A 24900-nucleotide genomic window follows, 5' to 3' on the forward strand; every position below is an offset into this window, starting at 1 on the left:
ACCGGGGCGCTGACACTGCTTGTTCTCGCTCACGAATCCCCCCTGCGGTCAGTGGGCCCGGACGGACCGGACTGTCTCGGCACCAGTACCTCCGCGGCGGCCTGCTGATAGCGCAGCACCGCCTGCTCGGCGACCCGCAGATCGCACGGTGCGCTCCACAGCATCCGGCGGGCCGCGTCGTACCGCTCGATCAGCAGCGGGTCCTCCGCCATGCCGTGCCTGGCCACCTTCGCCTTGTACGCGTCCAGCCGGCCGCGCAGCTCGGCACGGACGGCGAGCGGCGCGGTGACCGCGGTCAACGACTCGCGGGCGCGCAGCAGCTCGTCCTCGGCCTCACGTTCCAAGGACTCCAGCAGCGGCGAGAGCCGGTGCCACTGGGAGTACCGGCGGTACTCGGCTGCGGTGGCGAGCCGCTCCTGCAGTACGGTCGCCGGGCCGCTGACCGCCGGCACCTCGGATGCCGCGATCTTCGCCAGCACCTCGCCCCGCGCCGAACGCGCCTCGGTCAGCGTCCGGTCGGCGCGCGAGAGCACATCCCGCAGCCGGAGCAGCCGCTCCTCCGAGTCCTGCCGGACCTGGAGCACCGCCTCGATCTCCCGGCGGATGTCCTCCAGGACCCGTGCCGCCCGGTCGTAGCGTTCGGTGTCGGGCCGGCCGCCGCCCGGGGCCGAACTGCCGGGCGCGGACCGCCAGAAGGCCAGCGGATCGGAGATCACCTGGGCGCGCAGCGTGGACAGCTCATGGGTGATCGACTCCAGCTCGTCGCCGGCCGGGTGCTCCCCGGGCCGTACGCCGACGGAGTGCGCGAGCGAGCGGGTGCGATGCAGCTCGGCGGAGAGCAGATCTATCCGGGCGGGCAGCGCGGACCACACCGAGTCGGCCGTCACCACCATGTCCAGCGAACTCGCGTACAGCTCGTTCATCCGGGAGACCAGCTCCTCGAGCGTGAACTGCTCGGAGAGTTTGGCGGGTCCGGTGATCGAGGGCGCCGGGTGAGCGGCGGTGCCGGCGATCGTGACACTGCGGCCGCGCAGCCGTTCGGTCAGCTCCACCAGGTCCTCGCGACCGGGCCAGCGCCGCCTTGCGCGCAGCTCACGCGTGTCGTCCAGGGCGGCGGTGTACGCGTCGAAGTACCCCCACAGCAGCGATATCGCCTGCTCGGTGGAGGCCCAGCGGTCCTTGGTGACGCCCGTCAGCCCGGCACCTTCGAGGAGCCTGCGGCCCGCGTGGTCCTGAAGGGCCAGGAGCGACGTCTCGATCGCCTCGTGCTCCGCGCCGAGCCGCGCCAGCGCACGGTCCACCTCGTCCCGGTCCATCACCGGTCCTGGGGGTCCCCCCGCGAAGCTGGGGGAGGGTCCGGCGACGCCCATCGATCACCTCTCCGCTCTTCCTGCAAGGACTAGTCGTTCGTAGGTCAGCCGGTGCGGTACTTGGGCGCGGGTGGCCCGGTTATCCCGGGCAGATCGGCGACCAGCCACTTGTTGTACGCCTCCGTCCAGGGGCCCTTGCGGTAGTCGTCGAGCACCTTGTTGACCCGGCGCACCAGGTCGTTGTTGCCGAGCTTGGTGGCGACGCCGTAGAACTCGGTGGTGAAGGGCTTGCCGCCCTTGAGCTCGACGGCAGGGTCCTGCGCCGCCTGGCCGGCCGCGAGGGCGGCGTCCGTCACGACCGCGTCGACGAGGCCCATCTGGAGCCGGACCAGGCAGTCGAGCTGGTTGGGCACGGTGAACCGGTCCTCGTCCTGCGGCTGCCCGTCGTGCGCGTCCTTGAACGTCGCTCCGAAGGAGTTCTTCTCCAGGGCCTCGTACGCCGTCGAGCCCTCCGCTGAGCAGATCCTCTTCCCGGCGAGTGACGTGTTGTACCCGGTGATGGACGAGCCCTTGGGCGCGAGCACCTGCTGGCCGGTCTGGAAGTACGCGGTGGAGAACGCGACCTGCTTGATCCTGGCGCAGTTGATCGTCATCGTACGGACGACGATGTCCACCGTGCCGTTGTTCAGAGCGGGTATGCGCTGGTTGGTCGGTATGGCGCGGAAGATGACGGCGTCCGGCCTGCCGAGGAGGTCCCGGGCGATGGCCCGGGCGAGATCGATGTCGAAACCCTCGAGGCCGCCGCTGGCGGGATTGCGATAACCCCAGCGGTAGCTGTTCTGGTCGACGCCGACAATCAGCTTGCCCCGCTGCACGATCCTGTCGATGTTCGGCCCGTCGGCGGCCGACGACGGCAGCGAGGCCTCGGGCGTCTCGCAGTCGTCGGCCTTGGCGGGCCGGGTCGAGGCCACGCCCTGACCGGCCGGCGACGCACCGGCGTTGGCCGCGGCGCCGTGGGACAGCGGCAGCAGTGTGGCTGCGGCGGTCAGGGCGCAGGCCGCGGCCATCCCCGCGACGCCGCCCCAGCCACGGAACCGGGTCCTCGTGTCCGTCATCGCGCCTCCTCTCACCGGTACTCCGAAAGCCTGCGGTTGATGCCGAGAATCGCTCCCGCCGCGCCCAGCACAGCCAGCGCCGCGGCGCCGATCGCCAGCCCGGACAGTGCCCCGCGCCCCGACTCCGCGGACGCCGTGAACTCGCTCTGCTCATGGTCGATCGCCTGGCGCAGCGCCGCGTCCACCGTGTCGAAGGACTGGCCCGTGGAGCCCTTCGCTCCAATGGTCTGCTCCAGGGCGCCCTCGAAGTCGCCGTCGTTGTCGACGTCGCGCGCCTTCTGGTGGCGGGTGCGCCACTCGGCGACGGCCGTGGTGGCGTCCGCGACGGGGTCGCGGCCCTCGGGGTCGTCGGCGAGGTCCTTGGCCCACTTGAGGGTGAGACTGACGGCGTCCATGCGGTTCTTGTAGGTGAACTCGTACTGGTCGTTCTTGCCGTCCGGGGTGAGGACCGCGCCTCGTGCCACCAGTGTCAGGTTCTCGTTGGCGCGGGCCTGCAGCGCGTGCACCCGGGAGGTGTTGAGGGTCTTCAGGGATTCCTGGCCGTGCTCCATGGCGTCCCGCAGCTCGGTGCGGGCCACGGTGTGCCCCACGATCAGCCAGAGGATGACGACCGTCGAGGCCGCCGTGGCGGCGAGCAGCCCGTGGTTGAACATACGGTTCGTCCGCCGGTAGTTGCGCCGCTGGGCCCAGACGAGCGCGGCCAGCGCCAGCACGCCGAGACCGAGCGAGGCGAACGGCCAGTCGCGCGCGTCGCCGGTGTCCTGGTCGAGCCGCGCCGTCTCCGCCTTGTAGAGCCTGTCGGCGGCGGGCAGCAGCTCGGTCGACATCTTCAGGTTCGCGTACCGCAGATAGGCGCCGCCGAGCGGCAGGCCCTGCCGGTTGTTGGCACGGGCGCGCTCGATCAGTCCTGTGTAGCGGGGCAGCTGCTCATTGAGGGTCGCGATCTGGCGGCCGGATTCACTCGAACTGCTGGTATTCGCCGCGGCGTTGACCAGCAGACGGGACGCGGCCGTGATGTCCCTTTCGTACCGCTCGTGGATGACGCGGGGTTCTTCGGCACCCGCCAGGAAGCCATTGGCCGCCGCGGCGTCGGCGTCGGCCAGCGAGCGGTGGATGGACGCGGCGTCCGCGCTCAGCGGCTGGCTGCGGCTCACCACGTCGTCGGCCGCGGACGCCCGGTCCGAGATCTCGAACGCGGTCACCACGCCGAACGCCACCACCAGCGCGGCCAGCACGGCCCCGATGATCTGCAGCCGGCCGGGCTCGGTCGTCGCGGCCGTACGCAGCCGCTCCTTGCCCTCGGCCCATGCGCCGCGGTGGGCGGGCGGCTGGGCCGGCGGCTGCGCGGGCGCATACGTCGGAGCCGCTTGGGGCGCGGTGCGCACAGTCGGCGGGTATGTCACGTGACCTCCCCCTCGGTCGCTGACGTCGGCCCGCCCCCCGGCGGGTTGGGGGACGACTCCCGGCAGCAGTATGGCCGCAGTGACTGACATTCACAGCACGATTGACTGGATCTTGTTTCTATCGCAGCGATTCAGGATCCCGCCAGGCCATTCTCCCCGCATCCTCCCCACCATGAATACGCTTCAGTGCCTTGATCGGTTCCCGTTGTACGGGCGGCGGAAGCCGCACCAGAGGTCTAGGCGGAGGCCGGATACAGCGGAGGCTGGGCCATGAACCGTGGCCGCGTACCGTGGTGCGGCTGCGCGGCGTGCACCAGGAAGGGATGGCAGAGATACACATCCCCGGGCCGGCCCGTCGCGCATACCGTCCCGCGGTGCGCGGACGCCGCGTCGATCGCCGGGCCGATCTCCATGATCGAGACGCCTTCCTCCCCGTACGGAGCGAGCAGCGCCGGCATGTCGTGGTGCGAGCCGATCCGGATCCGGGTCGGCGCGTCACGCTCGCCGACCTCGCTGAACAGGAACTGCATCAGCAACGCCCGGCCCTTGGAACGGTGGTTGGCGTAGTACGTGCTCGCGCCCTCCGGCTGATAGCTGCCCTCGATGTGCCAGCCGGCGTCGTCGGGCTCCTCCTCGTGCGGGAAGCGCAAGGGGAACGACCCCAGTGAGTACCGCGGCTCCCACCGCCCGGGACCGACCAGCCGGTCGAACGCGTCGAGCAGCACAGGGGTGTTGACGGCCTGTATGAACGGCTCCTGCGCCATGCCCCACACCCAGTGCACGGGCCGGGTCCAGGTCGCAGGATCGCCCGGATCACACCCCGTCTCGGCCCACAGCAGGTCGGCGCACTCCTGTGCCACGGACGCCGGGAAGGCCTCTTCGAGCTTGACGAACCCGTCGGTCTCGAACCGTTCACGCAATGCGTCGCCCATGCCCCGATCCTGGTACCGGGCACAGGGGCGGCGCATCCCATTTTCCTGCCGCTCTGCCGCCCCCCGCCGCCCCGCCCCGCTCTCGCTACGCGTAATGAGCGCGCAACCGGGCGCCCGCCTGTGGCGACGCCCCGATGTGGTCGAGTCCCAGCAGAGCGGCGCCCAGCACCGGCGGGGCCGTCACCACCCCGATGACCGCCTTCGGTGCCTTGGCCGCGAGCAGTTTGCCGATGTGCTCGTCCAGTTCCGGGTGCTGGGCCGCGAGGACGCTGCCGCCCAGCAGCACCGGAGCCTCCTCGTCGAGCAGATCGAGCCGGGCGAGCGCCACCGTGGACATGGCGACGACCTCCTCCGCGAGCCGGTGCACCAGCGAGCGGGCGACCGGATCCCCCTCGGCGGCGGTGGCGAAGAGGACCGGGGTCAGCTCATGTCTGCGCGCCGGGGCGATGTGCTCCAGATGCAGCGCCTCGATCAGCGCGTACATGGAGCCCAGGCCGAAGTGCGCGGGCAGCGTGCGGGCCAGGGCCGTCGGCTCGCCCCGGCCGTCCTCCGCCCGCGCCGCGAACCACAGCGCCTCCTCCGCGAGCCCCGAACCGCCGCCCCAGTCCCCGGAGATCCTGCCGATCGCGGGGAAGCGTGCGGTACGGCCGTCCGGCAGCATGCCGACACAGTTGATGCCCGCGCCGCACACCACCGCGACGCCCCGCGGCTGGTCGGCGCCCGCGCGCAGTATGGCGAAGGTGTCGTTGCGCACCTCGGTCGTACGGCCCCACTCGCGGGCGTGCAGGGCGGCCGTCAGCTCTCTTTCCTCCACCGGCAGATCGGCGTTGGCGAGACAGGCCGACACATGCTCGACGCCGTCGATGGCGGCGCCGTGGGCGTGTGCCTTCGCCAGTGCCTCGCCGACGGTCGTGCCGAGCACGTCGAGTGCCGCCTCGACGCCGACCTTCGGCGGCTGGAAGCCGGGCCCGCGGGACGACACAAGGACCGAGCCGTCGTGGCCGACGAAGGCGACATCGGTCTTGCTGTTGCCCGCGTCGATGGCGAGGACTGCGGCGTTCACGCCCACGCGAGATGCTCCTGGTTGTGTGCGATCAGCTTGTCGGTGAGCGCTTCGGCGTACTCGTACTGGCCGATCAGCGGATGCGACAGCATGGCCTTGAAGACACGGTCACGGCCGCCGCGCAGGGCGGCCTCCAGCGCCAGGTCCTCGTAGGCGGTCACCTGGGCGATCAACCCCGCGTACAAAGGGTCGACTTCGGGCACAGGCAGCGGTGTCACACCCTTCGAGCCGACGGCGGCCTGTACCTCGATCACGGCGTCGTCCGGCAGGAAGGACAGCGTGCCGTTGTTGACGGTGTTCACCACCTGGTACGGGCTGCCGCCCGCGCCCAGCAGCGAGGCCGCCAGGTCCACGGCGGCCTCCGAATAGAAGGCGCCGCCGCGCTTGGCGAGCAGCTCCGGCTTCTGATCGAGCGCCGGGTCGCCGTACATCTCGAGCAGCTGCTTCTCCATCTCCGCGACCTCGGCGGCCCGCGAAGGCTTCGTCCTCAGCTCGCGTACGACCTCGTCGTGCGCGTAGAAGTAACGCAGGTAGTACGAGGGGACGACACCGAGCCGGTCGAGCACCGCACGCGGCAGACGCAGATCGTCGGCGATCGCGTCACCGTGGCCGGCCAGCAGCTTCGGCAGCAGATCCGTGCCCTCGGGACCGCCGAGCCGCACACCCGTCTCCCACGTCAGGTGGTTGAGGCCCATATGGTTCAGGTGGATGTCGGCCGGGGCGACTTCCAGGAGCGCGGCGAACTTGCGCTGGAAGCCGATGGCGACATTGCACAGACCGACGGCCTTGTGGCCGGCCTGCAGCAGCGCCCTGGTCACGATGCCGACCGGGTTGGTGAAGTCGATGATCCAGGCGTTCGGATTGGTACGGCGTACCCGCTCGGCGATGTCGAGGACGACCGGGACGGTACGCAGCGCCTTGGCGAGGCCGCCCGCGCCCGTCGTCTCCTGGCCGATGCAGCCGCACTCCAGCGGCCAGGTCTCGTCCCGGTTCCGCGCCGCCTGCCCGCCGACGCGCAGCTGCAGCAGCACCGCGTCGGCGCCGGCCACGCCCGCGTCCAGGTCGGAGGTGGTGACGATCTTCCCGTCGTGTCCCTGCCTGGCGAAGATCCGCCGTGCCAGACCGCCGACCAGCTCGAGCCGGTCGGCCGCCGGGTCGATGAGAACCAGTTCACTGATCGGGAGGGTGTCCCTCAGCCGGGCGAAGCCGTCGATCAACTCAGGGGTATAGGTGGATCCGCCACCCACGACTGCGAGCTTCATCAGTTCTTAGCCCTTCACTCCGGTCAGTGTGACGCCCTCGACGAATGCCTTCTGGGCGAAGAAGAAGACGAGGATCACGGGGGCCATGACCAGTACGGTCGCGGCCATGGTCAGATTCCAGTCGGTGTGGTGCGCGCCCTTGAAGGACTCCAGGCCGTACGACAGGGTCCATGCGGCCGGGTTCTCCGAGGCGTAGATCTGCGGGCCGAAGTAGTCGTTCCAGGCGTAGAAGAACTGGAAGAGGGCGACGGCGGCGATACCCGGTCTGGCCATCGGCAGCACCACTTTGATCAGTGTGCGGAACTCACCGCAGCCGTCGACCTTCGCCGAGTCGAGATACTCGTTCGGGATGGTCAGCAGGAACTGGCGCAGCAGGAAGATGGAGAACGCGTCGCCGAACGCCATGGGGATGATCAGCGGCCAGAGCGTTCCGGAGAAGTCGAACTGCTTCGCCCAGAACAGGTACATCGGGATGATGGTCACCTGCTGCGGCAGCATCATCATCGAGATGACCAGCATCAGCGACAGCTGGCGGCCGCGGAAGCGGAACTTGGCCAGGGCGTACGCCACCGGGATCGAGGAGGCGACCGTGAGGACGGTGCCGAGACCCGCGTACAGCAGCGTGTTCTTCCACCAGGTCAGAAATCCCGGGGTGTTCCAGACGTCCGCGTAGTTGCTCCACTCCCAGTTCTGCGGCCAGAGATCGCGGGTGAGCGCCTGCTGGTCGCTCATCACCGATGTCAGGAAGAGGAAGAGGAACGGCAGGACGAAGAAGAGCGCGGCCGCGATCCCCAGCGAGTGCACCGCGACCCAGTGGAGCAGGGCCTTGCGGCGCGCGGTGCGGGCGGCGGGGGACCGGGAGATCTCCTCGGGGGCCGTGCGGGCGCTCAGGACTTGGGTCATGACGGTCAGTCACCTGCCTGGATCAGGCCGCCACGGCGGCGCATCAGCAGCGCGGTGAAGGCCATGGCGAGAGCGAACAGCACAAGCGCGATCACACAGGCGGAGCCGTAGTCGAAGCGCTGGAAGCCGAGGTCGTAGACGAGCTGGGGGAGGGTCAGCGTGGACTTGTCGGGGTAGCCGGGTTCGAACTGCTGGCCCGAGCCGCCGATGATGCCGGAGGCCACCTTTCCCGCGACGAGGGGCTGTGTGTAGTACTGCATCGTCTGGATCACGCCGGTGACCACGGCGAACATCACGATGGGCATGATGTTGGGCAGGGTCACGAAGCGGAACCGCTGCCGGGCCGAGGCACCGTCCAGCTCCGCCGCCTCGTACTGCTCCTTCGGTACGTTGAGCAGCGCGGCCATGAAGATCACCATCAGGTCGCCGATGCCCCACAGGGCGAGCGAGGTGAGAGCGGGCTTCGACCAGGTGGGGTCGGTGAACCAGCCGGGAGCCGGCAGCCCGATCGAGTCGAGGACCGAATTGACCGGTCCCGTACCCGGGTTGAGGAGGAAGACGAAGGCGAGCGTGGCCGCGACCGGCGGGGCCAGGTACGGCAGATAGAACAGCGTCCGGAAGACCCCGGCACCGGTCTTGATCCTGGTGATCAGCAGTCCGATGCCGAGACCGAACACCACCCGGCAGGTGACCATGACCACGACGAGCCAGAGGGTGTTCTGCATGGCCGGCCAGAACAGCCGGTAGTCGTTGAAGACGTAGGACCAGTTGTCCAGGCCGTTGAAGGCGGGCGGCCGGATGCCGTCGTACTTCGTAAAGGAGAAGTAGACGGTGGAGATCAGCGGGTAGGCGAAGAAGACGCTGAAACCGATCAGCCAGGGCGACATGAAGGCCGCCGTGCGAAGCGCCGACCGGCGGCGCTTCGCACGCAGGGTGTGCCGGCCGGTGCTCCCGCTCCTGCCCGTGCCCGTGCTAGTGCTCGCGCTCGTGCTCATGGAGGGCTACTTCGCCTTCGCGATGTCCGTGTCGATCTGCTGGGCGGTCTTCTCCAGACCGGCCTTGAGATCCTTCACGGAGCCCTTCTCGTACTGGTAGCCGAAGTCCTGGAACGTCACCTGGTACGCGCCGCCGTCGGCCTGCGCGGGGGTGGTGTTCGACTTCGGGTGCTGCGCGATCTCGATGAAGGTCTCGAACCCAGGCTCGATCTTCAGCTTCGGCGACTTGAGCGCCTCCAGCGTGGACGGCACGTTGTGGATAGCGTTGGCGAAGGCCACGACCGCGTCGGTGTCCGTGGTCATGTACTTCAGCAGCTCCCACGCCGCGTTCTGCTTCTGGCTGGTGGCTGCGATGCCCATGACGGTGCCGGAGAGGTAGCCCTTGCCGTAGTCGGCGACCTGGTCGTCGGCGACGGGCAGCGGAGCCGTGCCGATCTCGAACTTCGCACCCGCCTCCTTGGCCATACCGAGGCGCCACTCGCCGTCGAGCTGCATGGCGACCTGTCCGGTGTGGAAGGGGTGCTTGGCGCCCCACTCGTCACCGAAGGTGTTGCGGTACTTCTCCAGTTTCTGGAAGCCGCCGAGCTTGTCGATCAGGCCCTTCTGGAAGGTGAGCATTTTCGAGAAGGCCGGGTCCTTGACGACGTTGGACCTGCCGTCGGCGCCGAAGTACGTGGGGCCCCACTGGGAGACGTAGTGCATCGGGGTCGTCTCGTAGCCGTGGTAGGTCGGCATGAAGCCGACCTGCGAGTAGCTGTCGCCCTTGGGCCTGGTCAGCTTCTCGGCGGCCTTCTCGAACTCGCTCCACGTCTTCGGCGGGGCGGTGATCCCGGCGGCCTTGAAGGCGTCCTTGTTGTAGTAGAGCCCGTACGCGTCGTTGAGCAGCGGCAGCGTGCACTGATTGCCGTCGAACTGCGTGTAGTCGAGCAGCGTCTTCGGGAAGACCTTCGACGGGTCGATCTTCGACTTGTCCAGGAACGGCTTGAGGTCGACGAAGGAGCCGGAGGTGCAGAACTTGCCGACGCTGTCGGTGGTGAACGAGGACACCACGTCGGGAGCCTTGGAGCCGCCGGCCCGCAGCGCCTGCTGGGTCTTGGCGTCGGTGATATTGGCGGTGACCTTCACCTTGATGTTCGGGTGCGCCTTCTCGAACCGGGCGACGTTGTCCTGGATCGCCTTCACCTCGCCGGGCGCGCTCCAGCCGTGCCAGAAGTTGATCGTGACGTCTTTCTTGGGGTCGTCGTTCGCCGCGCTCTCGTTCGACCCCGTACAGGCCGGGGCCAACAGGGATATCGCGGCGGTCGCGGCGAGCGCGGCGGCAGTCCTCCGGGTGCGTGTGGGCATGGCTGTGTCTCCCTGTGGCGGGTAGAGGGGCCTGAGGTCGAACGGGTAGGTGTGCTGGTTTCAGCGGGAGGTGCGGCGGTTTCAGCGGGAGGTGTCGAAGACTTCGTCCCGCGTGGTGGCCAGGGCACTCTCCAGCGCTCCTCGCAGGACAGGGTGTTCCCGTACGGAACCGAGTACGAGACGGGGCCGGGAAGCGGCCAGTTCGGTGAGCTCTGCCTGCACGCGTTCGCGCAGAGGTTCTCCGCCGGCGGCGATCACCTCGCCGGACAGGACGACAAGTTCGGGGTCGAGCACGGCGACCATGGAGGCGAGACCGGTGGCGAGACCGGTCGCATAGGCGTCGAGGAGCTCGCGGTACGGCCCTGACCCGGCACCCGCGGCCCTGGCGACCAGCTCGGTGGCGGCCTCGGCGTGCGGACCGTGCGGGACGCCGTCCACACCGAGCTCGCGCGCCAGCCGGGGCAGCGCCTGCGCACCGGCCAACTCCTGGAAGCCGCCGCTGTTCGCCTTGGTCACCTGCCGCACCAGCGGGGTGCCGGGCACCGGCAGGAACCCGACCTCACCGGCACCACCGGTGAATCCGCGGTGCAGCCGGCCGCCGATGACGACGGCGGCGCCGAGGCCCTCCTCGTTCCACAGCAGCACAAAGTTCTGATGACCGTGCGCGGCGCCGAGGCGCTGCTCGGCGACCGCGACGAGGTTGACGTCGTTCTCGTACTCGACGGGCATCGGCAGCACCGCGGCCAGCTCGTCGAGGAGGGTGGGGGAGTGCCAGCCGGGCAGATGGGAGGCGTACCGCAGCCGCCCGGTGGACGGGTCGAAGGCGCCGGGTGTGCCGATGACCAGCCGGTGCACGTCGGAGCGGGTGACCCCGGCGGCCTTCACGGCCCCGTCGAGCGCCTCGGTGACCTGGCGTACGACGCTCTCGGCGCGCCGTCCCGGGGTCGGCAGCTCGAACTCGCCGACGGTGGCGCCGGTGATGTCGGCGACGGCGGCACGGATCCGGTGCGGGGTCACATCGAGCCCGCCGGCGTAGGCGGCCCGCGCGTTGACGGCGTACAGCTGAGCGTTGGGCCCGGGCCGCCCTTCGGTGGTCCCGGTGGCGACGACGAGCCCGGCGGCCTCGAGCCGCGCCAGGAGCTGGGAGGCGGTGGGCTTGGAGAGGCCGGTAAGTTTGCCTATCTTCGTACGTGACAGGGGCCCGTGCTCGAGCAGCAGGTCGAGTGCGGCCCGGTCGTTCATGGCGCGGAGTACGCGCGGCGTACCGGGGGTGGTTCCGGCCACGACGGATGCACCTGCCTTTCGACTGCCGACTTTCTCGGCTGCACTGTTAGGAAAGTTTCCTAACCAGTGAGAGGAAAGTAAGCCGCACGTCAGCCGGGCGTCAATGGCCGGCGCCTCCGAGGCAACCAAAGTGTTACCTGCCAAGCCGCCGAGTGTGTGCGGTTGTTCGATACTTTCTCCGCTGCCGACCGGCTGCCGACCGGTTGCCGGCCCGCAGCAGCGGACCTGCAGGTCCGCTGCCGCGCTGCGTCAGCGCCCGTCGGTGAGCAGCTGGGCGGTGGGTGCCCAGTACCCGTTCAGTCCGCCGGCGGTGATCCGGACCATGGGCCTGCCGTTCACGACGGCCCTGCGGTCGAAGGGGGCGTTGGACTCCTTGGCGAACTTCACCGTCCTGGTGGAGCCGGTCGTCCCGTCGGTGCCGAACTTGACGCAGGTGACTTCCACATTGGCGGGGAACGTCGCGGTGCGCTGCGGGAGGTAGGTGGTGGAGAGATACTCGCCGCGCAGGAAGGCCTTCGGGAACGCCTCGCCGATCCACCAGCCCGCGTACGCACCGGCGTTGATCCGGTAGTAGATGCCGCGGCCCATGATGCGGCGGCGTACGTTGACCGGCGCCTGGGTGGCCTTGGAGAAGGTCACCTTCTTCGTGGCCAGCTGCTTGTCGGCCTTCGGGGCGGACCAGCCGAAGCTGCGCTCCGCGCCGAGGGTGTCGAACATGTAGAGGGTGTGCGTGCCGGCGGCGATGGCCGTTACGGACCCCGAGCGCAGGCCGTACGCCGGGAAGTCGTCGATCAGCTGGTCGTGCCGGTTGGCGAATGCGGGACTGCCCGTCTGCCAGTGCAACTGCCGCAGAAGGTTGATGTGGTGCTGGTGATACGTCGGCGCCTCAATGCGGTGGGTGTCGCAGTAGTACGAGAACCAGCGGGCGTTGCGCAGCCGGGGGAAGTGATCGCGGATCGTGGTCAACGAACCGTCGTACAGCCGCTCCGCCAGCGGATTGCCGGTGGCCTGGAAGTAGTCCCAGAGCCCGAACATGGCGAAGACCATGCCGTTGTAGGTGTAGTCCGAGGTGCCCGGGGAGTCGATCGGATACTCCTGGATCCACAGGTACCCGTTCCTGTCCTTGTTCACCGCCCACGGCCTGGCGTCGTCGGCGCGCAGCAGCGAGGCGAAGGCACCGTCGGCGGCCGCCTTGTAGGTCGTGCGCTCCTGCTCGGCGATCCCGTCGAGCTGGGAGAGCTGGATGAAGAGACTGATCGCCTCACCCTGCGCCATGCCGGAATACCAGGGCGCCTTGTAGGTGATGCCGCTGTGTACCGCGTGCGTGAAGTCGAAGGGGTACGGGAAGTACCAGGCGCCGCGGGCCTCCACCCGCTTCTCGATCAGACGGTCCGCCTGCGCCTTGGCGCGCTGGAGGAAGAGCGACTTGCGGGCGGGGTCCTTCTCGGTGCGGTAGGCGGTGATGCAGCCCAGACCGAACTGGATCTGGGTGACGGGCTGGTCGTACCCGGCCGCGGTCCTGCTCGACCGGTACTGGATGGCGCCCCTGGAGTCGAGATAGATGTGGTCGTTGTCGGGCGTGATATTGGCCCAGGCCGTCGGACGGTCCCGCCACGGCCGCAGCGCCTCGGGCAGGGCGGTCACGCACGTGTAGCCGGCCTTGTTGAACTCGAACGGCAGGGTCGTCGGTACAAGGTCCCCGGCGTCCCTCGGTTTCACCGGCTCGTCGGTGTACGGAATCTTCACCCGGGGGCCGGGCTCGGAGAGAGTGCCCTCGGACATCTGATCCGGTAGCGGCGGCAGCGGCGCCTGATCGCCGCCGGGTGCCGCAGGCAGGCTCAGCGCGAGCGACCTCGGCATCCCGCCGAAGGGGTCCGGCTCGGGGGTGTTGAACACCCCGGTGGCCATGGCGCTGAAGGTGCCCCCACCCGCCACGGCTGCGCCGGCGACGGTGCCTCCGGCCACACGGATGAAGCGTCTGCGACCGATGTCGGCACGTCTCTGTCCTGGCATGACTGAAGAACGGGAGTCACGGGGGAGTCGTCATGCCGGTGTGCCCAGGAGTACACGAATGTGTGGTCCGATCCGACGCGGCGCCAGGCGTCGGTGCCCCTCTGCGTGTCATCGACCTCTGGCAGGGCACCGCCGGGGTTCCCCACCGATCCGGGACCCGGGGTGCCCGTTCCTGTGCGTAGTCCTACTTCGCCACGGCCGTCGGAGGCGTTATCGGCGTCGCCGCCACCGACTGCGGCGAGGTCGTCGACGCGTACGCCGAAGGCGCCGCCATGCCCGCCGTCGGGTCTGCCGCCGAGGCCTGGTCCGTCACTGGCGGCAGGCCGCCCACGATGCGGATGTCCGCAGCGTCGAAGGCCTTCTTGATCCGCAGGCGGAGCTCGCGCTCCACGCCGAGCGCCTTGCCCGGCATCGTCTTCGCCGAGACCCGCACCGTCATCGAGTCCAGCAGCACCTCGTTCAGGCCCAGCATCTCCACCGGGCCCCACAGCCGCTCATTCCACGGCTCGGCCTTCGCCAGGTCCTCCGCGACCTCGCCGATCACCGAGCTGACGCGGTTCAGGTTCTCCGAGGAGCGGACCACGACGTCGACCATGGCGGTGGCCCAGCCCTGGCTGAGGTTGCCGATGCGCTTGATCTCTCCGTTGCGGACGTACCAGATCTCACCGTTGTCGCCGCGCAGCTTGGTGACGCGCAGGCCCACCTCGATCACCTCGCCCGAGGCGACGCCCGCGTCGATGCTGTCCCCGACTCCGTACTGGTCCTCCATGATCATGAAGACACCCGAGAGGAAGTCGGTGACCAGGTTGCGCGCGCCGAAGCCGATCGCGACGCCCGCGACACCTGCCGATGCCAGCAGCGGGGCCAGGTCGATCTTGAAGGCGCCGAGGATCATCAGGCCCGCAGTGCCAAGAATCACAAAGGACGAGACCGAGCGAAGTACGGAACCTATGGCCTCCGAGCGCTGGCGGCGCCGCTCGGCGTTGACCAGCAGGCCGCCGAGCGCCGTGCCCTCCATGACCTGGGCGGAGCGGTTCATCCGCGAGATCAGCCTGGTGAGGGCGCGGCGCAGCACCATACGCAGTACCAGCGCGACCACCAGGATCAGCGCGATGCGCAGGCTGGTGTTCAGCCAGGTGGACCAGTTCTCCTCCACCCAGCCTGCGGCGTCTCCTGCCTGCTTGGCGGCCTCGTCGAGCGAGGCGGGCTCGGGTGACGGGTCGGCGGCCAGTAGGACGGACCAGGACACGAGCGGAACCTCCAGGCATTGCGGGTGGCAGAGAAACCACCCTAACGGGGCATCCGGTGTGCTCCCTCGCTGTGTTCGAGGGAGAGACGAGGCTCACCTGGGGATGAAGCGGGTGTGCCGCAAAACACTTCGAGCCCGTTACCCGCACGTGGTGGCGCTCGGACCTGGCATGAGGAGACACTGAAGTGCAGATCGTCCCGGCGCGAGCCACGCGCCGCCGGCGTACAAGGAGGCATCCCCGTGCCGCACGTTCTGGTCCTCAATGCGTCGTACGAGCCGCTCGGCGTCGTACCGCTTCGCCGCGCGCTCATCCTCGTACTGGAGAACAAGGCCCTCTGCCTCGAGGAATCCGGCGCCTTCATGCACAGCGCGACCCGTGTCATCGCCGCACCCAGCGTCGTACGGCTGAAGCGGTTCGTCCGGGTGCCCTACCGGGGACCCGTTCCCCTCACCCGCAAAGCACTCTTCGCCCGCGACGGCGGGCGCTGTATGTACTGCGGTGGCGTCGCAACCAGCGTCGACCATGTCATTCCGCGCAGCCGTGGCGGACAGCACGCCTGGGACAACGTGGTGGCGGCCTGCCGCCGCTGCAACCATGTCAAGGCCGACCGGCATCTGCGGGAGCTGGGGTGGCGGCTGCACCAGCATCCCGCCCCGCCGAGCGGGCTCGCGTGGCGCATCATCGGGACCGGGCATAGGGACCCGCGCTGGCTGCCATACCTGCAGCCGTACGGCGCGGACGACGCGATGGCCCGGATCGACGGCATTTCCGCCTGAGGACCGAGCCATTTTTCGTGGCTCGCCTCGCCTCCGGGGCGCCTGAGCGTCCGACGGCGGTCGACCGTGCTCGACCACGCGTCCCTCGCGGCCTCCGCGCGCCCCTCGGTTTCTCTCGCCAGGGCTGCGGTGCTGCGGGGCGGAGGCCGGGCCGCAGCTCACTCTGCGACGGCGTATGCCTCCACCGACCAGAGTGAGTACCCGTACCGGGTGGCGCGCGCGTCGCCCTGGACACGGATGAAGCGGGTGTCCCTGCTGTCCATACGGACGCTCTCGCGCCCGCCCCCGCCGTCGTTCACCGTCGCCGCCGTGCGCCAGGTACGGCCGTCGGCGGAGACCTGGATGCGGTACTTCGTCGCGTACGCGTCCTGCCAGTGCAGCACGACCTGGCCGACCCGGGCCGGCCGCGGCAGCTCCAGCTGCCACCAGGCGCCGTCCTCGGCGGGCGAGGACCAGCGGGTCTTCGGGTCACTGTCGATCGCCGCCGACGCCGGGAAGTCGGCCGTCTCGTCGCCGGACGAGGCGGCGGCAGCGCCCGCTGTGCGCGCGAGGTCGGGCCCGCCGGTGCGCGGATAGGCACGCACCGTCAGCGTGCGCTCCTGGCCCGCGAAGGACAGCGGCACCCGGTACTCACCCGCGGGTGTGCCCGCCGGGACGGTGACCTCGACCGGCACGGTCGTACGCTGCCCGCGGTGCACCGTCGTCTGCTTCGGCACCCGCACCTTGATGCCGGCCGGAGCCTTCGCGGTGAGTTCACCGCGCACCTCGGCGGGGCGCCGCCCGGTCAGCCGGACACCCGTGTGCTGCGGGCCGCCGCCGATCTCGGCGTCCGCCTCGCCGCGTACGAGATCGAGGCCGGCCGGCGGCTCGTCGGCGAACCACGGCACCACGGACCGTACGGCGACGGGATCGCCCCCGTCCGAAGCGACCCTCACCGCGTCCACCCGCAGGCCCTTGGCGTCGGTCTCGGTCCAGCCGCCGGCGGAGAGGGGGCCGAGCGTGCGCCAGCCCTGGCCGGGGACATGCGCCTCCACCCGGCCGCGGGAGCCCGCGGCACCGGAGGACGGTTCGGTCATCGTGTTCACCGCGGCGACGGGCCTGGGCCGGTCCAGCCGGACCGTGTCCTCGCCGGCCGAGTCCGCGAAGCGGTCCGCGCCCGTCCAGGTCGCCGACTCCTTCGCGGCCCGGTCCAGGAAGGGATTCAGCACGCCCTTGCCCACCGTTGCCCGGCTTGCCCTGATGGCCGTACGCAGCGGCTCCAGGGCCAGCGAGTCACGCCAGGCCGCCACGCCGTCCCCGCGCGCCTGCGCCTGCAGCATGTCGACCGAGAGCTCGCCGGCCCGGCCGTACCGCGCCAACTGCTGCAGCCACGGCCCCGCTTCGTCGTCAAGACGGCCGTCGGCAGGCCGCGTCAGCCGCTGCGGGGCCTCGCGCATCACGGTGAACGCGGCGCGCAGAGAGGCCGCCGCCCGGTCCCTGGCCGCCGCGTCCGTGGTCGTGCGCGACCGCCAGAATTCCTTCAGCAGCGGCTGCAGATAACCGGACTCGGTGGGGTTGAGTATCGAAGAGGCGTGATTGCCGGCCAGTGCGCGCAGCGCTTCGCGGGTCTTCGTATCGCCGCCGGCGAGATCGTTGATCGCGGCCTGCCAGGACTCGTCGGGGCGGTAGCCCTTGGGGTTCCAGGCGTAGTCGGCAGCGGTGAACAGCGGTATGCGGGACGCGGATGCCTGCTCCATGGCGTTGGCCAGCAGCGCGACGGAGCCGGTCGCCACTGCGGGCTCGCGGCCCGTGTACGGGCCGAGGAACATCCGGTCCTGCGCGTAGTCGTTGACCGGGTAGTTGTCCATGGTGACCAGCGGATGCTCGAACGCCTCCCGGGCACCCGCCAGTTCGCGGCCCGTGATGGTGCGCGGCACCACCCCGACGCCCGTCCACGCCACCTGCACCCGGCCGTCCAGCTCGCTCGCGAGCGCCCGCCGGTAGTCGGTGGCGCCGTCCTGGTAGAACTCCGTCGGCATCAGTGAGAGCGGCGCGGCGTCGGGGTACCGGCTGGCCAGATGCTGCGCCACCGCGCCCGCCACGCGCGCCTGGGCCCTGGCCGCCGCCTCGGGGCCCGAGCCGAAGGTGTCCGCGTCCTTGTCGCAGTGCCACTCGCTGTAGCTGACGTCCTGGAATTGCAGCTGGAAGGCGCGTACGCCCAGTGCCCACATCGCGTCGATCTTGCGCGTCAGCGCCTTGACGTCGCCTTCCTTGGCCAGACACATGGCCTGCGCGGGCGCGACGGCCCAGGCGAGCGTGACGTGGTTGCGGCGTGCGCGCTCGGCGAGTTCACGGAACTGTGCACGCTGGGCCGCCGGATACGGCTCGCGCCAGCGGGCCTGCCGGAAGGGGTCGTCGCCGGGCGCGTACAGATAGCGGTTCTGCTTGGTACGTCCCATGAAGTCGAGCTGCGCCAGCCGCTGTTGACGGCTCCACGGCTGTCCGTAAAAACCTTCTGTCATGCCGCGTACGGCCGTGCCCGGCCAGTCGCGCACAAGGACTCCGGCAATGGTCTGCCGGGCGGCTCCCGCGACGGTCTGCCGGACGATCAGCTGCCGCAGCGTCTGGACGCCGTGGTAGAGACCGTCCTCGCCGACGCCGTCGAGCGCGACGGTGTCCCGGCCCTGGACCTGGCCGACCGCGAGCCGGTAGCCCCCGGAGGGGAGATCGGTGCGTTCGGGTGCGCGCAGGGCGCGCAGCGCGTCCTGCGCGCCGGTGCCGCCGATGCGCAGGACGGGGCCGCGGCCGGGCAGCGCGGTGTGCACGGTCCGTACGCCGGACGCGTGCAGCAGCTCCTTCAGCCGCTCGACGGCGTACGGATCGGCGCCGGGGTCCGCGACGACGGTCGCTTCCTCGCCCAGCGCGACGGCCGATCCGGCCGCCCGCATTGTCTGCGGCCGCGGCCAGACGGAGGGCACTGCGGCCGCACCCTCGGGGTCCTGAGCGGTGGCCGGGGAGCCCGGAGTGTCCGGAGCGGCGACCGCGCTGTGCGCGCCGCCGAGCAGGCTGCCGATGACAGCGACCGCGACGGCTGTCGCAGTACGCCTCCCGCGCGCGAGCCGCACGCTCGTCTCCCCTCGGTCTCCCCAGTCGCTCCGGTCGGCTTTGAGCCCACCACCACACGGTGAGGGTGTCAATGCGAGTGGCCGTTGTGCACCTTTTGACTGGTGCGATGGGGCGGTTTGATTGATTTGATTCAACCGCCGCGCCGGGAACGGAATGTGACACGGACCACGTTGCCTGATCGTGTACGTCTGCGGCCGCGCCCACTGGGTAGGGCTGCTGTGTCCCACTACCGACCGCTTGGAGTGACCACCGTGGCCGCATCCGCACACCTTCTGCTGTCCGCCCTGTCCAAACAGGTCCCGGGGCCCGGCCCGCTGACCAGCGAACCCCCGCTCGCCGATGCCCGTCCGCTGACCAGCGAGCCCCCGCTCGCCGATGCCCGTCCGCTGACCAGCGAGCCCCCGCTCGCCGACATCGCACCTCTCACCAGTGAGCCGACGGCCCACGGCACTGCCGGGGGCATGGAGTCCTCAGGAGTCTGAATGGGCCTTGCCCGGCTCGCCGCACTGCACGGAGTCGCCACTTCCTACGCACCTTCCGAGGGCGTCACCGTCCCGGTACCCGACGCGACGGTCGTCGCGGTCCTCGCCGCGCTCGGCGTCGACGCGTCCACCGCGTCGGGGGTGCGTGATGCCCTGAGCCGCGCCGAGTCCGCCGCCGCGGACCGGCTGCTGCCGCCGACGGTCGTGCTCTGGAGCGCGAGCGGCGAGGTCCCGGCGGCGCTGACGGAGCTCCCCGCGGGCACCACCCTGCGGGTCGAGACGGAACAGGGCGCGGCGCTGCAGTGGCTGATCCCCGGGCCAGAGGCCGCCGCGACGCCCGGCGACGCGGAACAGGCCGCGCCGCGGGGCGAGGTGGAAGCGGCCGTCTTACGCGACGACGACAATGAGGCGGCCTTACGCGGCCACACGGAGCGGTCCCACACGCCCTCAGTGGCGCGCGGCGAACCCGCCGTACCCTCAGCGCCGGCCGCTTCCGGCGGTGCCGGGGCCGCGCCCGAGGACCCCCGCCCCTGGCGCCGGCTTCCGTATGGCGTCCACCAGTTGTCGGCCGAGGCTCCGGACGGGCGGGTCGCCCGGTCCAGCCTTGTGGTCGCGCCCGCCCGGGTGCCGCAGCCCGACGGCCGCTCGCACGGCCTTCTCGTACAGCTCTACTCCCTGCTCTCCGCCCGCTCCTGGGGCATGGGTGACCTCGGCGACCTGGCCGAGCTGGCTACCTGGTCCGGACGGTCGCTCGGGGCCTCCTTCGTACAGGTGAACCCGCTCCACGCCGCCGTACCCGGCGCCCCCACCGACCCCTCCCCGTACCGGCCTTCCTCGCGCCGTTTCCCCGACCCCGTCCATCTGCGCATCGAGGACATCCCCGAGTACGCGTACACGGACGCCAGGGAGAGACAGCGGCTGGACGAGCTCCGTGACAAGGGCGCCGGGCTGCGCGAATCCGTTCTGCGCAAGGGCGCGTTGATCGACCGGGACGCGGTCTGGGAGCTGAAGCGCGAGGCACTGGAGATCGTGCACCGTATCCCGCTCGGGCCCGGACGCCGTGCCGCGTACTGTGACTTCCTCGCCGAGCAGGGCCAGGCCCTGGAGGACCACGCCACCTGGTGCGCCCTCGCCGAGGTGTACGGCCCGCAGTGGCGCACCTGGCCGGCGGGACTGCAGGACCCGCGCTCGGCCGAGACCGCCCGCGCCGGGCACGAGCTGATGGACCGGGTCGACTTCCACAGCAGGCTCGCCTGGCTGACCGACCGGCAGCTGGCCGCCGCCGGGCAGGCGGCGCGCGAGGCCGGCATGGGTGTCGGTATCGTCCACGACCTGGCCGTCGGGGTGCATCCGGCCGGCGCGGATGCCTGGGCGCAGCGGGAGGTCTTCGCCGCCGGGATGTCGGTCGGCGCCCCGCCGGACGCCTTCAACGCCCGCGGCCAGGACTGGGGCCTGCCCCCGTGGCGCCCGGACGTGCTGGCCGCGTCCGGATACGCCCCGTACCGAGGACTGCTGCGCTCACTCCTGCGCAATGCGGGCGCGCTCCGTATCGACCATGTGATGGGCCTGTTCCGTCTCTGGTGGGTCCCGGAGGGCTGCCCGCCCACCGACGGCACGTACGTCCGCTACGACGCCGAAGCCATGCTCGCGGTCCTCGTCCTGGAGGCCCACCGCGCCGGCACCTTCGTGATAGGGGAGGACCTCGGCACGGTCGAGCCAGGTGTGCGCGAGGAGCTGACGCGCCGGGGCGTACTGGGCACCTCCGTGCTCTGGTTCGAGCGCGACTGGGCCGGCACCGGCCGTCCGCTGCCGCCCGAGGAGTGGCGCGTGGGCTGTGTGGCCACCGCGACCACGCACGATCTGCCGTCCACGGCGGCGCGGCTGACCGGCGAGCATGTGGCGCTGCGCCACCGCCTCGGTCTGCTGACCCGTTCCCTGGAGCAGGAGCGCACGGAGGACGCCGGGGATATCGCCGAGTGGCTCGGCCTGCTCGGCGACCTCGGCCTGCTGCCCGAAGGCAGCGGTGACGAGGAGGGCCGGATCCGCGCGGTCTACCGCTTTCTGCTGCGTACGCCCGCCCGGATGGTCGGCGTCTGGCTGCCGGACGCGGTGGGTGACCGGCGCCCGCAAAATCTGCCGGGCACCTGGGACGAGTATCCGAACTGGCGGCTGCCCGTCGCGGACGCCGAAGGCCATCCCCTCACGCTGGAGGAACTGGCCGCCTCGCCGCGGCTGCATGCGCTGATGGGTGTCTTCGCGGATGTCCTGCGCCCCGGGGGCGGACCGGGAGCCGGCGCGGGGCCCGGTCGCGGGCCCGGTGCCCGTACGGCACCCCCGGACGCGCGCCCGGGATAGCCGTTCGCTACGTTGGCACCGTGGACAAGAAGAACGCTTTGCGCGCCGGCGCCGTCGCGGCCGGTACGACGCTGATGATGCTGCTCCTGTCGTCGCCGGCGCTCGCGCTGACCCAGGACGACGGCGACGACCCGGGCCCCGGCCTGAGCGTGATCCAGACGGTCGGCCTCTTTGTCGTGACACCTCTCGCTCTCTTCGCGTTGATCGCGGGCCTGGTGATGGTCCTCGACAAGTCCAAAAAGGCGAGCTGACCGGCTCCCAGCAGTCCGAACCGATCTTCCAGGGCGCCCTGGGGTGTGTACGCACCCCAGGGCGCCTTTGTCGTGTCGCGGCCGCCCACGGCGTTGGTGTGGCGACCGGCCGGACGTAGGCCCTGGGCACGGTGCCGCTCCTCGATGGAGTGATGCCGGGGCGTCGGGCGGTGGGGCGGGCGGGAGCGAGTGGGACCGTGGGGAGGGTCGCCTTGCGCTAACCAATACAAGTGAAGTACTATGACTGTCGTGGTTAACGGGATGCTCAACAGCCTCGACGCATCTCCCGTGGATTCCGACCCGGCACTCATCGACGAAGAGGACCAGCTTGCGAAAGCTCGTGTACTACATCGCCTGCTCCATCGACGGCTTCATCGCATCCCCGGAAGGTGACGGCAACGTCTATCCGATCAGCGAGGAGTTCACGTCGTACACATCGGCGGAGTACCCGGAGACCCTGCCTTCGCACATCCGCCCGCTGCTCGGGATCGAGGACGCGGAGAATGTGCACTTCGACACCGTGGTGATGGGGCGCGGGACATACGATTCCGCGCTGGAGATCGACATCACCAGCCCGTACGCGCACATGCGGCAGTACGTCGTCTCCCGCAGCATCAAGCAGCAGCTCGACCCGGCGGTGAAGATCGTCTCCGGTGATGCCGTCGCCAAGGTCCGCGAGCTGAAGCAGGAGGACGGCCTCGGCATCTACCTCTGCGGCGGCGGAAACCTCGCGGGACAGCTGCGTGACGAGATCGACGAGCTGCTCGTGAAGACCTACCCGGTGGTACTCGGTTCCGGCACCCCGATGTTCTCCGCGGACTTCTCCGTCACGGACTTCGAGTTCCGCTCCAACCGGGTCTTCGACAACGGTCTGGTCTTCACCACGTACGACCGGAAGCGGTAGTCGCCGTCTCTGCGGCGAGGCCTACGCACAGGGACGGTCCCGCCGGGCGTCGTGGAGCACCGAGCCCCACCACAGCAGCTGGTCGAGCAGCACCTTCGCCGCGCCGTTGGGGCCCTCGGGGTTCCTCAGGGTGCCGTCCGGGCCGAAGAGTTCGTAGTACCGGGGGAACGAGACGACGTCCCGGACCGTATGGGCTTGCAACTCGCCGAACACCTGGCGCAGTTGTTCCACCGCCAGTAGCCCGCCGCTTCCACCGCTGTAGCCGATGAAGCCGACCGGCTTCGCGTGCCACTCGGTGTAGTGCCAGTCGATTGCCGCCTTCAGCGAGGCCGGAAAACTCCGGTTGTACTCCGGTGTCACCACGACGATCGCGTCCGCCGCCCCGATCCGCCGGGTGAGCCCCGCCATCTCCGCCGGCCGCGTCATCTCGGGCTCGAGCGCGGGCGGTACGGGCGGCAGCTCGAGCGGGAGTGGCGTGTCCGCCAGGTCGATGACGTCCACCGCGAACCGGCCGTGCTGCTCGGCCCGTTCGGCGAACCAGTTCGCGACCACGGGGCCGAACCGGCCCTCCCTGACGCTGCCGATGATCACTGCGAGATTGAGGGGCGCACTGTTGAGGGGCTCACTGGTCATGGCTGTGCTCCGTCCGAAGGCATGCGGAGAGGTGTGCGGAGAGATGTGCAAAAGGATGTGCAGGAGAGATGTGGGTGACCGGGGCGGTCACCCGACCCAACCTGCCCGCCGCCGACCCTGCGAGGAAGGCCGCCCCAAGGCTGGTAGCAGCAGGGCCACCATCCCGCCCGTCCCGCACTGTTACGTTCACCATGTGAGCGACAACGAGCCGGGGATTTTCCTGCGTACGCGCCGGGAAACGCTCACCCCCGGGCCGGGCTGCGCGCCGTCTCCGGCCGAGCGCCGAGCAGCCGGCCGGGCCGGACCGACACGTCAGGCCGGAGAGCAGGCCGCGCCGGACCGAGCACCCTCGTCAGGCGTCTCCGGCCGACACCGCAGAATCCTTTGCTCTATGAGGTTCGCTGAACCGGCCGGTACCGGTCCGCCGCAGTGGTGCCGCACGGGAGAAGGTCCCACCACCAGGCGATCGCCGGGATGGCCAGCGGCTCGCGGCTGTCGTCGGTGGGCGTATCGCGGAACACCGTGGGGATGCTGGCCGGGTCGTCCGGCGTGGTGTACCGCACGGAGCTGACGCCCCAGTCCTGGGCGCCCCGTATGAAGGAGGCCAGGCTCTTCAGATACTGGCGCAGCTGCGGGCTGCCCTGCTCCGCCACATAGTCGCTCAGGCGTATGAAGAGGCACATCACCCGGTCCCGCTGGGCGATCGCCGTGGTCAGTGCCTGGTCGGTGCCGAGCCCGCTCTCCTGCTCCAGCACCCGCAGGACGTTGAGGAAGTAGCCCGGCCCGCTCCGCTCCTTGTGGTACGAGAAGATGTCGTTGTCCCAGGTGATGACGAACGACGCCATTTCGGCCGCGGCGCGCACCGTTGTGCGGTCCCGCTCGTGCGGCTGGAGCTCGTAGCCGTGCCCCATCTCCAGCAGGGGCAGCACCACCGACGTCGCGCCGTCGTACAGCCGCATCAGGGTGTAGTCGTTCAGGTCGGGCACTGTGCCCGCGCTGCGGTGGGACGCCTCCCACACCACCGAGAAGAAGTACTCCCGCAGCGCGTCCACCCAGCGGGCCGTCTGCCCAGCTGTGCCGTACCGGCTGACTCTGAGCCGCAGGTCCCGCAGCCCGGCCGCCAGCGGGTCGTCCAGCAGCATGGGGGCTTCCGGGTTCTGCGCGATACGCAGCAGCCGGTGCAGCAGTCCCGCCAGATCGCCCGGCCGCCGGCCGAGTTCACCCTCCTCGCAGTGCCCGTCGTCCACACCGAAGAGCCAGAGCACGAAGTCGGCCAGAAGGGAGACGACTTCCTCGCGGCCCTCCGGCAGGATCCGGGCGGAGAAGGTGCCGATGTCCTGCATGACGAGTTTGCCGCGCAGTTCGTCGGACCCGATGCGAAACGTTTCCGCCCAGGCCGCTGTCTGTACGTCTATGTCCGCATGGCGCGGATGGATCGCCGGTGGGAAGGGAGAGAAGATCGGCGGAACCGCCAGCTCAGGCTCCACTTCGGCCTACCTCTCCATGCCGGGTGCGACGCG

At 70.2% G+C, this 24900-nt stretch carries 20 protein-coding genes; 5 read left to right on the forward strand and 15 right to left on the reverse strand.

Going from position 1 to position 24900, the window contains the following annotated elements; translation table 11 throughout:
• Positions 1-29 precede the first annotated feature (29 nt).
• From ACWDZ6_RS00605 to ACWDZ6_RS00660, 12 genes are all read right to left on the reverse strand, one after another.
• Positions 30-1370, reverse strand: a complete 1341-nt coding sequence (locus ACWDZ6_RS00605; protein ID WP_451501098.1) for a hypothetical protein — start codon at positions 1368-1370, stop codon at positions 30-32.
• 44 nt (positions 1371-1414) lie between these two features.
• Entirely contained in the window at positions 1415-2425 is a 1011-nt protein-coding gene (locus ACWDZ6_RS00610) for a glutamate ABC transporter substrate-binding protein (RefSeq protein ID WP_451501099.1), read from the reverse strand.
• An 11-nt stretch (positions 2426-2436) separates the two neighbouring features.
• Entirely contained in the window at positions 2437-3828 is a 1392-nt protein-coding gene (locus tag ACWDZ6_RS00615) for a hypothetical protein (protein ID WP_451501100.1), read from the reverse strand.
• A 236-nt stretch (positions 3829-4064) separates the two neighbouring features.
• A complete protein-coding gene (locus ACWDZ6_RS00620) occupies positions 4065-4760 on the reverse strand; it encodes a phytanoyl-CoA dioxygenase (RefSeq protein ID WP_451501101.1) in 696 nt (231 codons plus the stop codon).
• Positions 4761-4845: 85 nt separating this feature from the next.
• Positions 4846-5829: an N-acetylglucosamine kinase gene (locus ACWDZ6_RS00625; protein ID WP_451501102.1), complete on the reverse strand. Its 984-nt coding sequence runs from the start codon at positions 5827-5829 to the stop codon at positions 4846-4848.
• Positions 5820-7085, reverse strand: coding sequence for a 6-phospho-beta-glucosidase (locus tag ACWDZ6_RS00630; RefSeq protein ID WP_451501103.1), 1266 nt, complete (start codon positions 7083-7085; stop codon positions 5820-5822). Before ACWDZ6_RS00630 ends, ACWDZ6_RS00625 begins: the two co-directional genes overlap by 10 nt.
• Positions 7086-7091: 6 nt before the next feature.
• On the reverse strand, positions 7092-7988 hold the full coding sequence (locus ACWDZ6_RS00635) for a carbohydrate ABC transporter permease (RefSeq protein WP_451501104.1): 897 nt from the start codon (positions 7986-7988) through the stop codon (positions 7092-7094).
• A 5-nt stretch (positions 7989-7993) separates the two neighbouring features.
• Positions 7994-8983 carry a carbohydrate ABC transporter permease gene (locus ACWDZ6_RS00640; RefSeq protein ID WP_451501105.1) on the reverse strand — a complete coding sequence of 330 codons (990 nt, stop codon included), beginning with the start codon at positions 8981-8983 and terminating at the stop codon, positions 7994-7996.
• 6 nt (positions 8984-8989) lie between these two features.
• Entirely contained in the window at positions 8990-10327 is a 1338-nt protein-coding gene (locus tag ACWDZ6_RS00645; RefSeq protein WP_451501106.1) for an ABC transporter substrate-binding protein, read from the reverse strand.
• 81 nt (positions 10328-10408) lie between these two features.
• Positions 10409-11611, reverse strand: coding sequence for an ROK family transcriptional regulator (locus ACWDZ6_RS00650; protein WP_451501107.1), 1203 nt, complete (start codon positions 11609-11611; stop codon positions 10409-10411).
• A 249-nt stretch (positions 11612-11860) separates the two neighbouring features.
• Positions 11861-13624: a D-glucuronyl C5-epimerase family protein gene (locus tag ACWDZ6_RS00655; protein WP_451501108.1), complete on the reverse strand. Its 1764-nt coding sequence runs from the start codon at positions 13622-13624 to the stop codon at positions 11861-11863.
• Between the two features lie 184 nt (positions 13625-13808).
• The gene (locus ACWDZ6_RS00660) at positions 13809-14873 is read right to left on the reverse strand and encodes a mechanosensitive ion channel family protein (RefSeq protein ID WP_451501109.1); all 1065 of its coding nucleotides are present in this window, start codon (positions 14871-14873) and stop codon (positions 13809-13811) included.
• 240 nt (positions 14874-15113) lie between these two features.
• Here ACWDZ6_RS00660 and ACWDZ6_RS00665 point away from each other — a divergent pair, with 240 nt between their 5' ends.
• Positions 15114-15650 (forward strand): HNH endonuclease, encoded by a 537-nt coding sequence (locus ACWDZ6_RS00665; protein ID WP_142217192.1) that lies wholly within the window; start codon positions 15114-15116, stop codon positions 15648-15650.
• A 158-nt stretch (positions 15651-15808) separates the two neighbouring features.
• On the opposite strand, the gene ACWDZ6_RS00670 is transcribed toward ACWDZ6_RS00665, so the two are convergent.
• Positions 15809-18754, reverse strand: a complete 2946-nt coding sequence (locus ACWDZ6_RS00670; RefSeq protein WP_451501110.1) for a beta-N-acetylglucosaminidase domain-containing protein — start codon at positions 18752-18754, stop codon at positions 15809-15811.
• Between the two features lie 252 nt (positions 18755-19006).
• Here ACWDZ6_RS00670 and ACWDZ6_RS00675 point away from each other — a divergent pair, with 252 nt between their 5' ends.
• From ACWDZ6_RS00675 to ACWDZ6_RS00690, 4 genes are all read left to right on the forward strand, one after another.
• The gene (locus ACWDZ6_RS00675; protein WP_389175825.1) at positions 19007-19237 is read left to right on the forward strand and encodes a hypothetical protein; all 231 of its coding nucleotides are present in this window, start codon (positions 19007-19009) and stop codon (positions 19235-19237) included.
• Positions 19238-21592 (forward strand): 4-alpha-glucanotransferase, encoded by a 2355-nt coding sequence (gene malQ, locus ACWDZ6_RS00680; RefSeq protein ID WP_451501111.1) that lies wholly within the window; start codon positions 19238-19240, stop codon positions 21590-21592. It abuts the gene before it with no gap.
• Positions 21593-21612: 20 nt separating this feature from the next.
• On the forward strand, positions 21613-21843 hold the full coding sequence (locus ACWDZ6_RS00685) for a hypothetical protein (RefSeq protein WP_366730643.1): 231 nt from the start codon (positions 21613-21615) through the stop codon (positions 21841-21843).
• Between the two features lie 328 nt (positions 21844-22171).
• On the forward strand, positions 22172-22747 hold the full coding sequence (locus ACWDZ6_RS00690; protein WP_366730642.1) for a dihydrofolate reductase family protein: 576 nt from the start codon (positions 22172-22174) through the stop codon (positions 22745-22747).
• A 21-nt stretch (positions 22748-22768) separates the two neighbouring features.
• On the opposite strand, the gene ACWDZ6_RS00695 is transcribed toward ACWDZ6_RS00690, so the two are convergent.
• Both ACWDZ6_RS00695 and ACWDZ6_RS00700 read right to left on the reverse strand, forming a co-directional pair.
• Positions 22769-23380 (reverse strand): NADPH-dependent FMN reductase, encoded by a 612-nt coding sequence (locus ACWDZ6_RS00695; protein ID WP_451501112.1) that lies wholly within the window; start codon positions 23378-23380, stop codon positions 22769-22771.
• Positions 23381-23769: 389 nt separating this feature from the next.
• Complete coding sequence (locus tag ACWDZ6_RS00700) at positions 23770-24867, reverse strand: selina-4(15),7(11)-diene synthase (protein WP_451501113.1); 1098 nt, start codon at positions 24865-24867, stop codon at positions 23770-23772.
• Positions 24868-24900: the final 33 nt, after the last annotated feature.

Source organism: Streptomyces sp. NPDC002926, assembly GCF_053591755.1.

Excerpts from the sequence above, each read along its gene's own strand:
- ACWDZ6_RS00610 (WP_451501099.1), bottom strand. The coding sequence starts at position 2,425 with ATGACGGACACGAGGACCCGGTTCCGTGGCTGGGGCGGCGTCGCGGGG.
- ACWDZ6_RS00635 (WP_451501104.1), bottom strand. The coding sequence starts at position 7,988 with ATGACCCAAGTCCTGAGCGCCCGCACGGCCCCCGAGGAGATCTCCCGG.
- ACWDZ6_RS00655 (WP_451501108.1), bottom strand. The coding sequence starts at position 13,624 with ATGCCAGGACAGAGACGTGCCGACATCGGTCGCAGACGCTTCATCCGT.
- ACWDZ6_RS00605 (WP_451501098.1), bottom strand. The coding sequence starts at position 1,370 with ATGGGCGTCGCCGGACCCTCCCCCAGCTTCGCGGGGGGACCCCCAGGA.
- ACWDZ6_RS00620 (WP_451501101.1), bottom strand. The coding sequence starts at position 4,760 with ATGGGCGACGCATTGCGTGAACGGTTCGAGACCGACGGGTTCGTCAAG.
- ACWDZ6_RS00695 (WP_451501112.1), bottom strand. The coding sequence starts at position 23,380 with ATGACCAGTGAGCCCCTCAACAGTGCGCCCCTCAATCTCGCAGTGATC.
- ACWDZ6_RS00645 (WP_451501106.1), bottom strand. The coding sequence starts at position 10,327 with ATGCCCACACGCACCCGGAGGACTGCCGCCGCGCTCGCCGCGACCGCC.
- malQ (WP_451501111.1), top strand. The coding sequence starts at position 19,238 with ATGGGCCTTGCCCGGCTCGCCGCACTGCACGGAGTCGCCACTTCCTAC.
- ACWDZ6_RS00630 (WP_451501103.1), bottom strand. The coding sequence starts at position 7,085 with ATGAAGCTCGCAGTCGTGGGTGGCGGATCCACCTATACCCCTGAGTTG.
- ACWDZ6_RS00640 (WP_451501105.1), bottom strand. The coding sequence starts at position 8,983 with ATGAGCACGAGCGCGAGCACTAGCACGGGCACGGGCAGGAGCGGGAGC.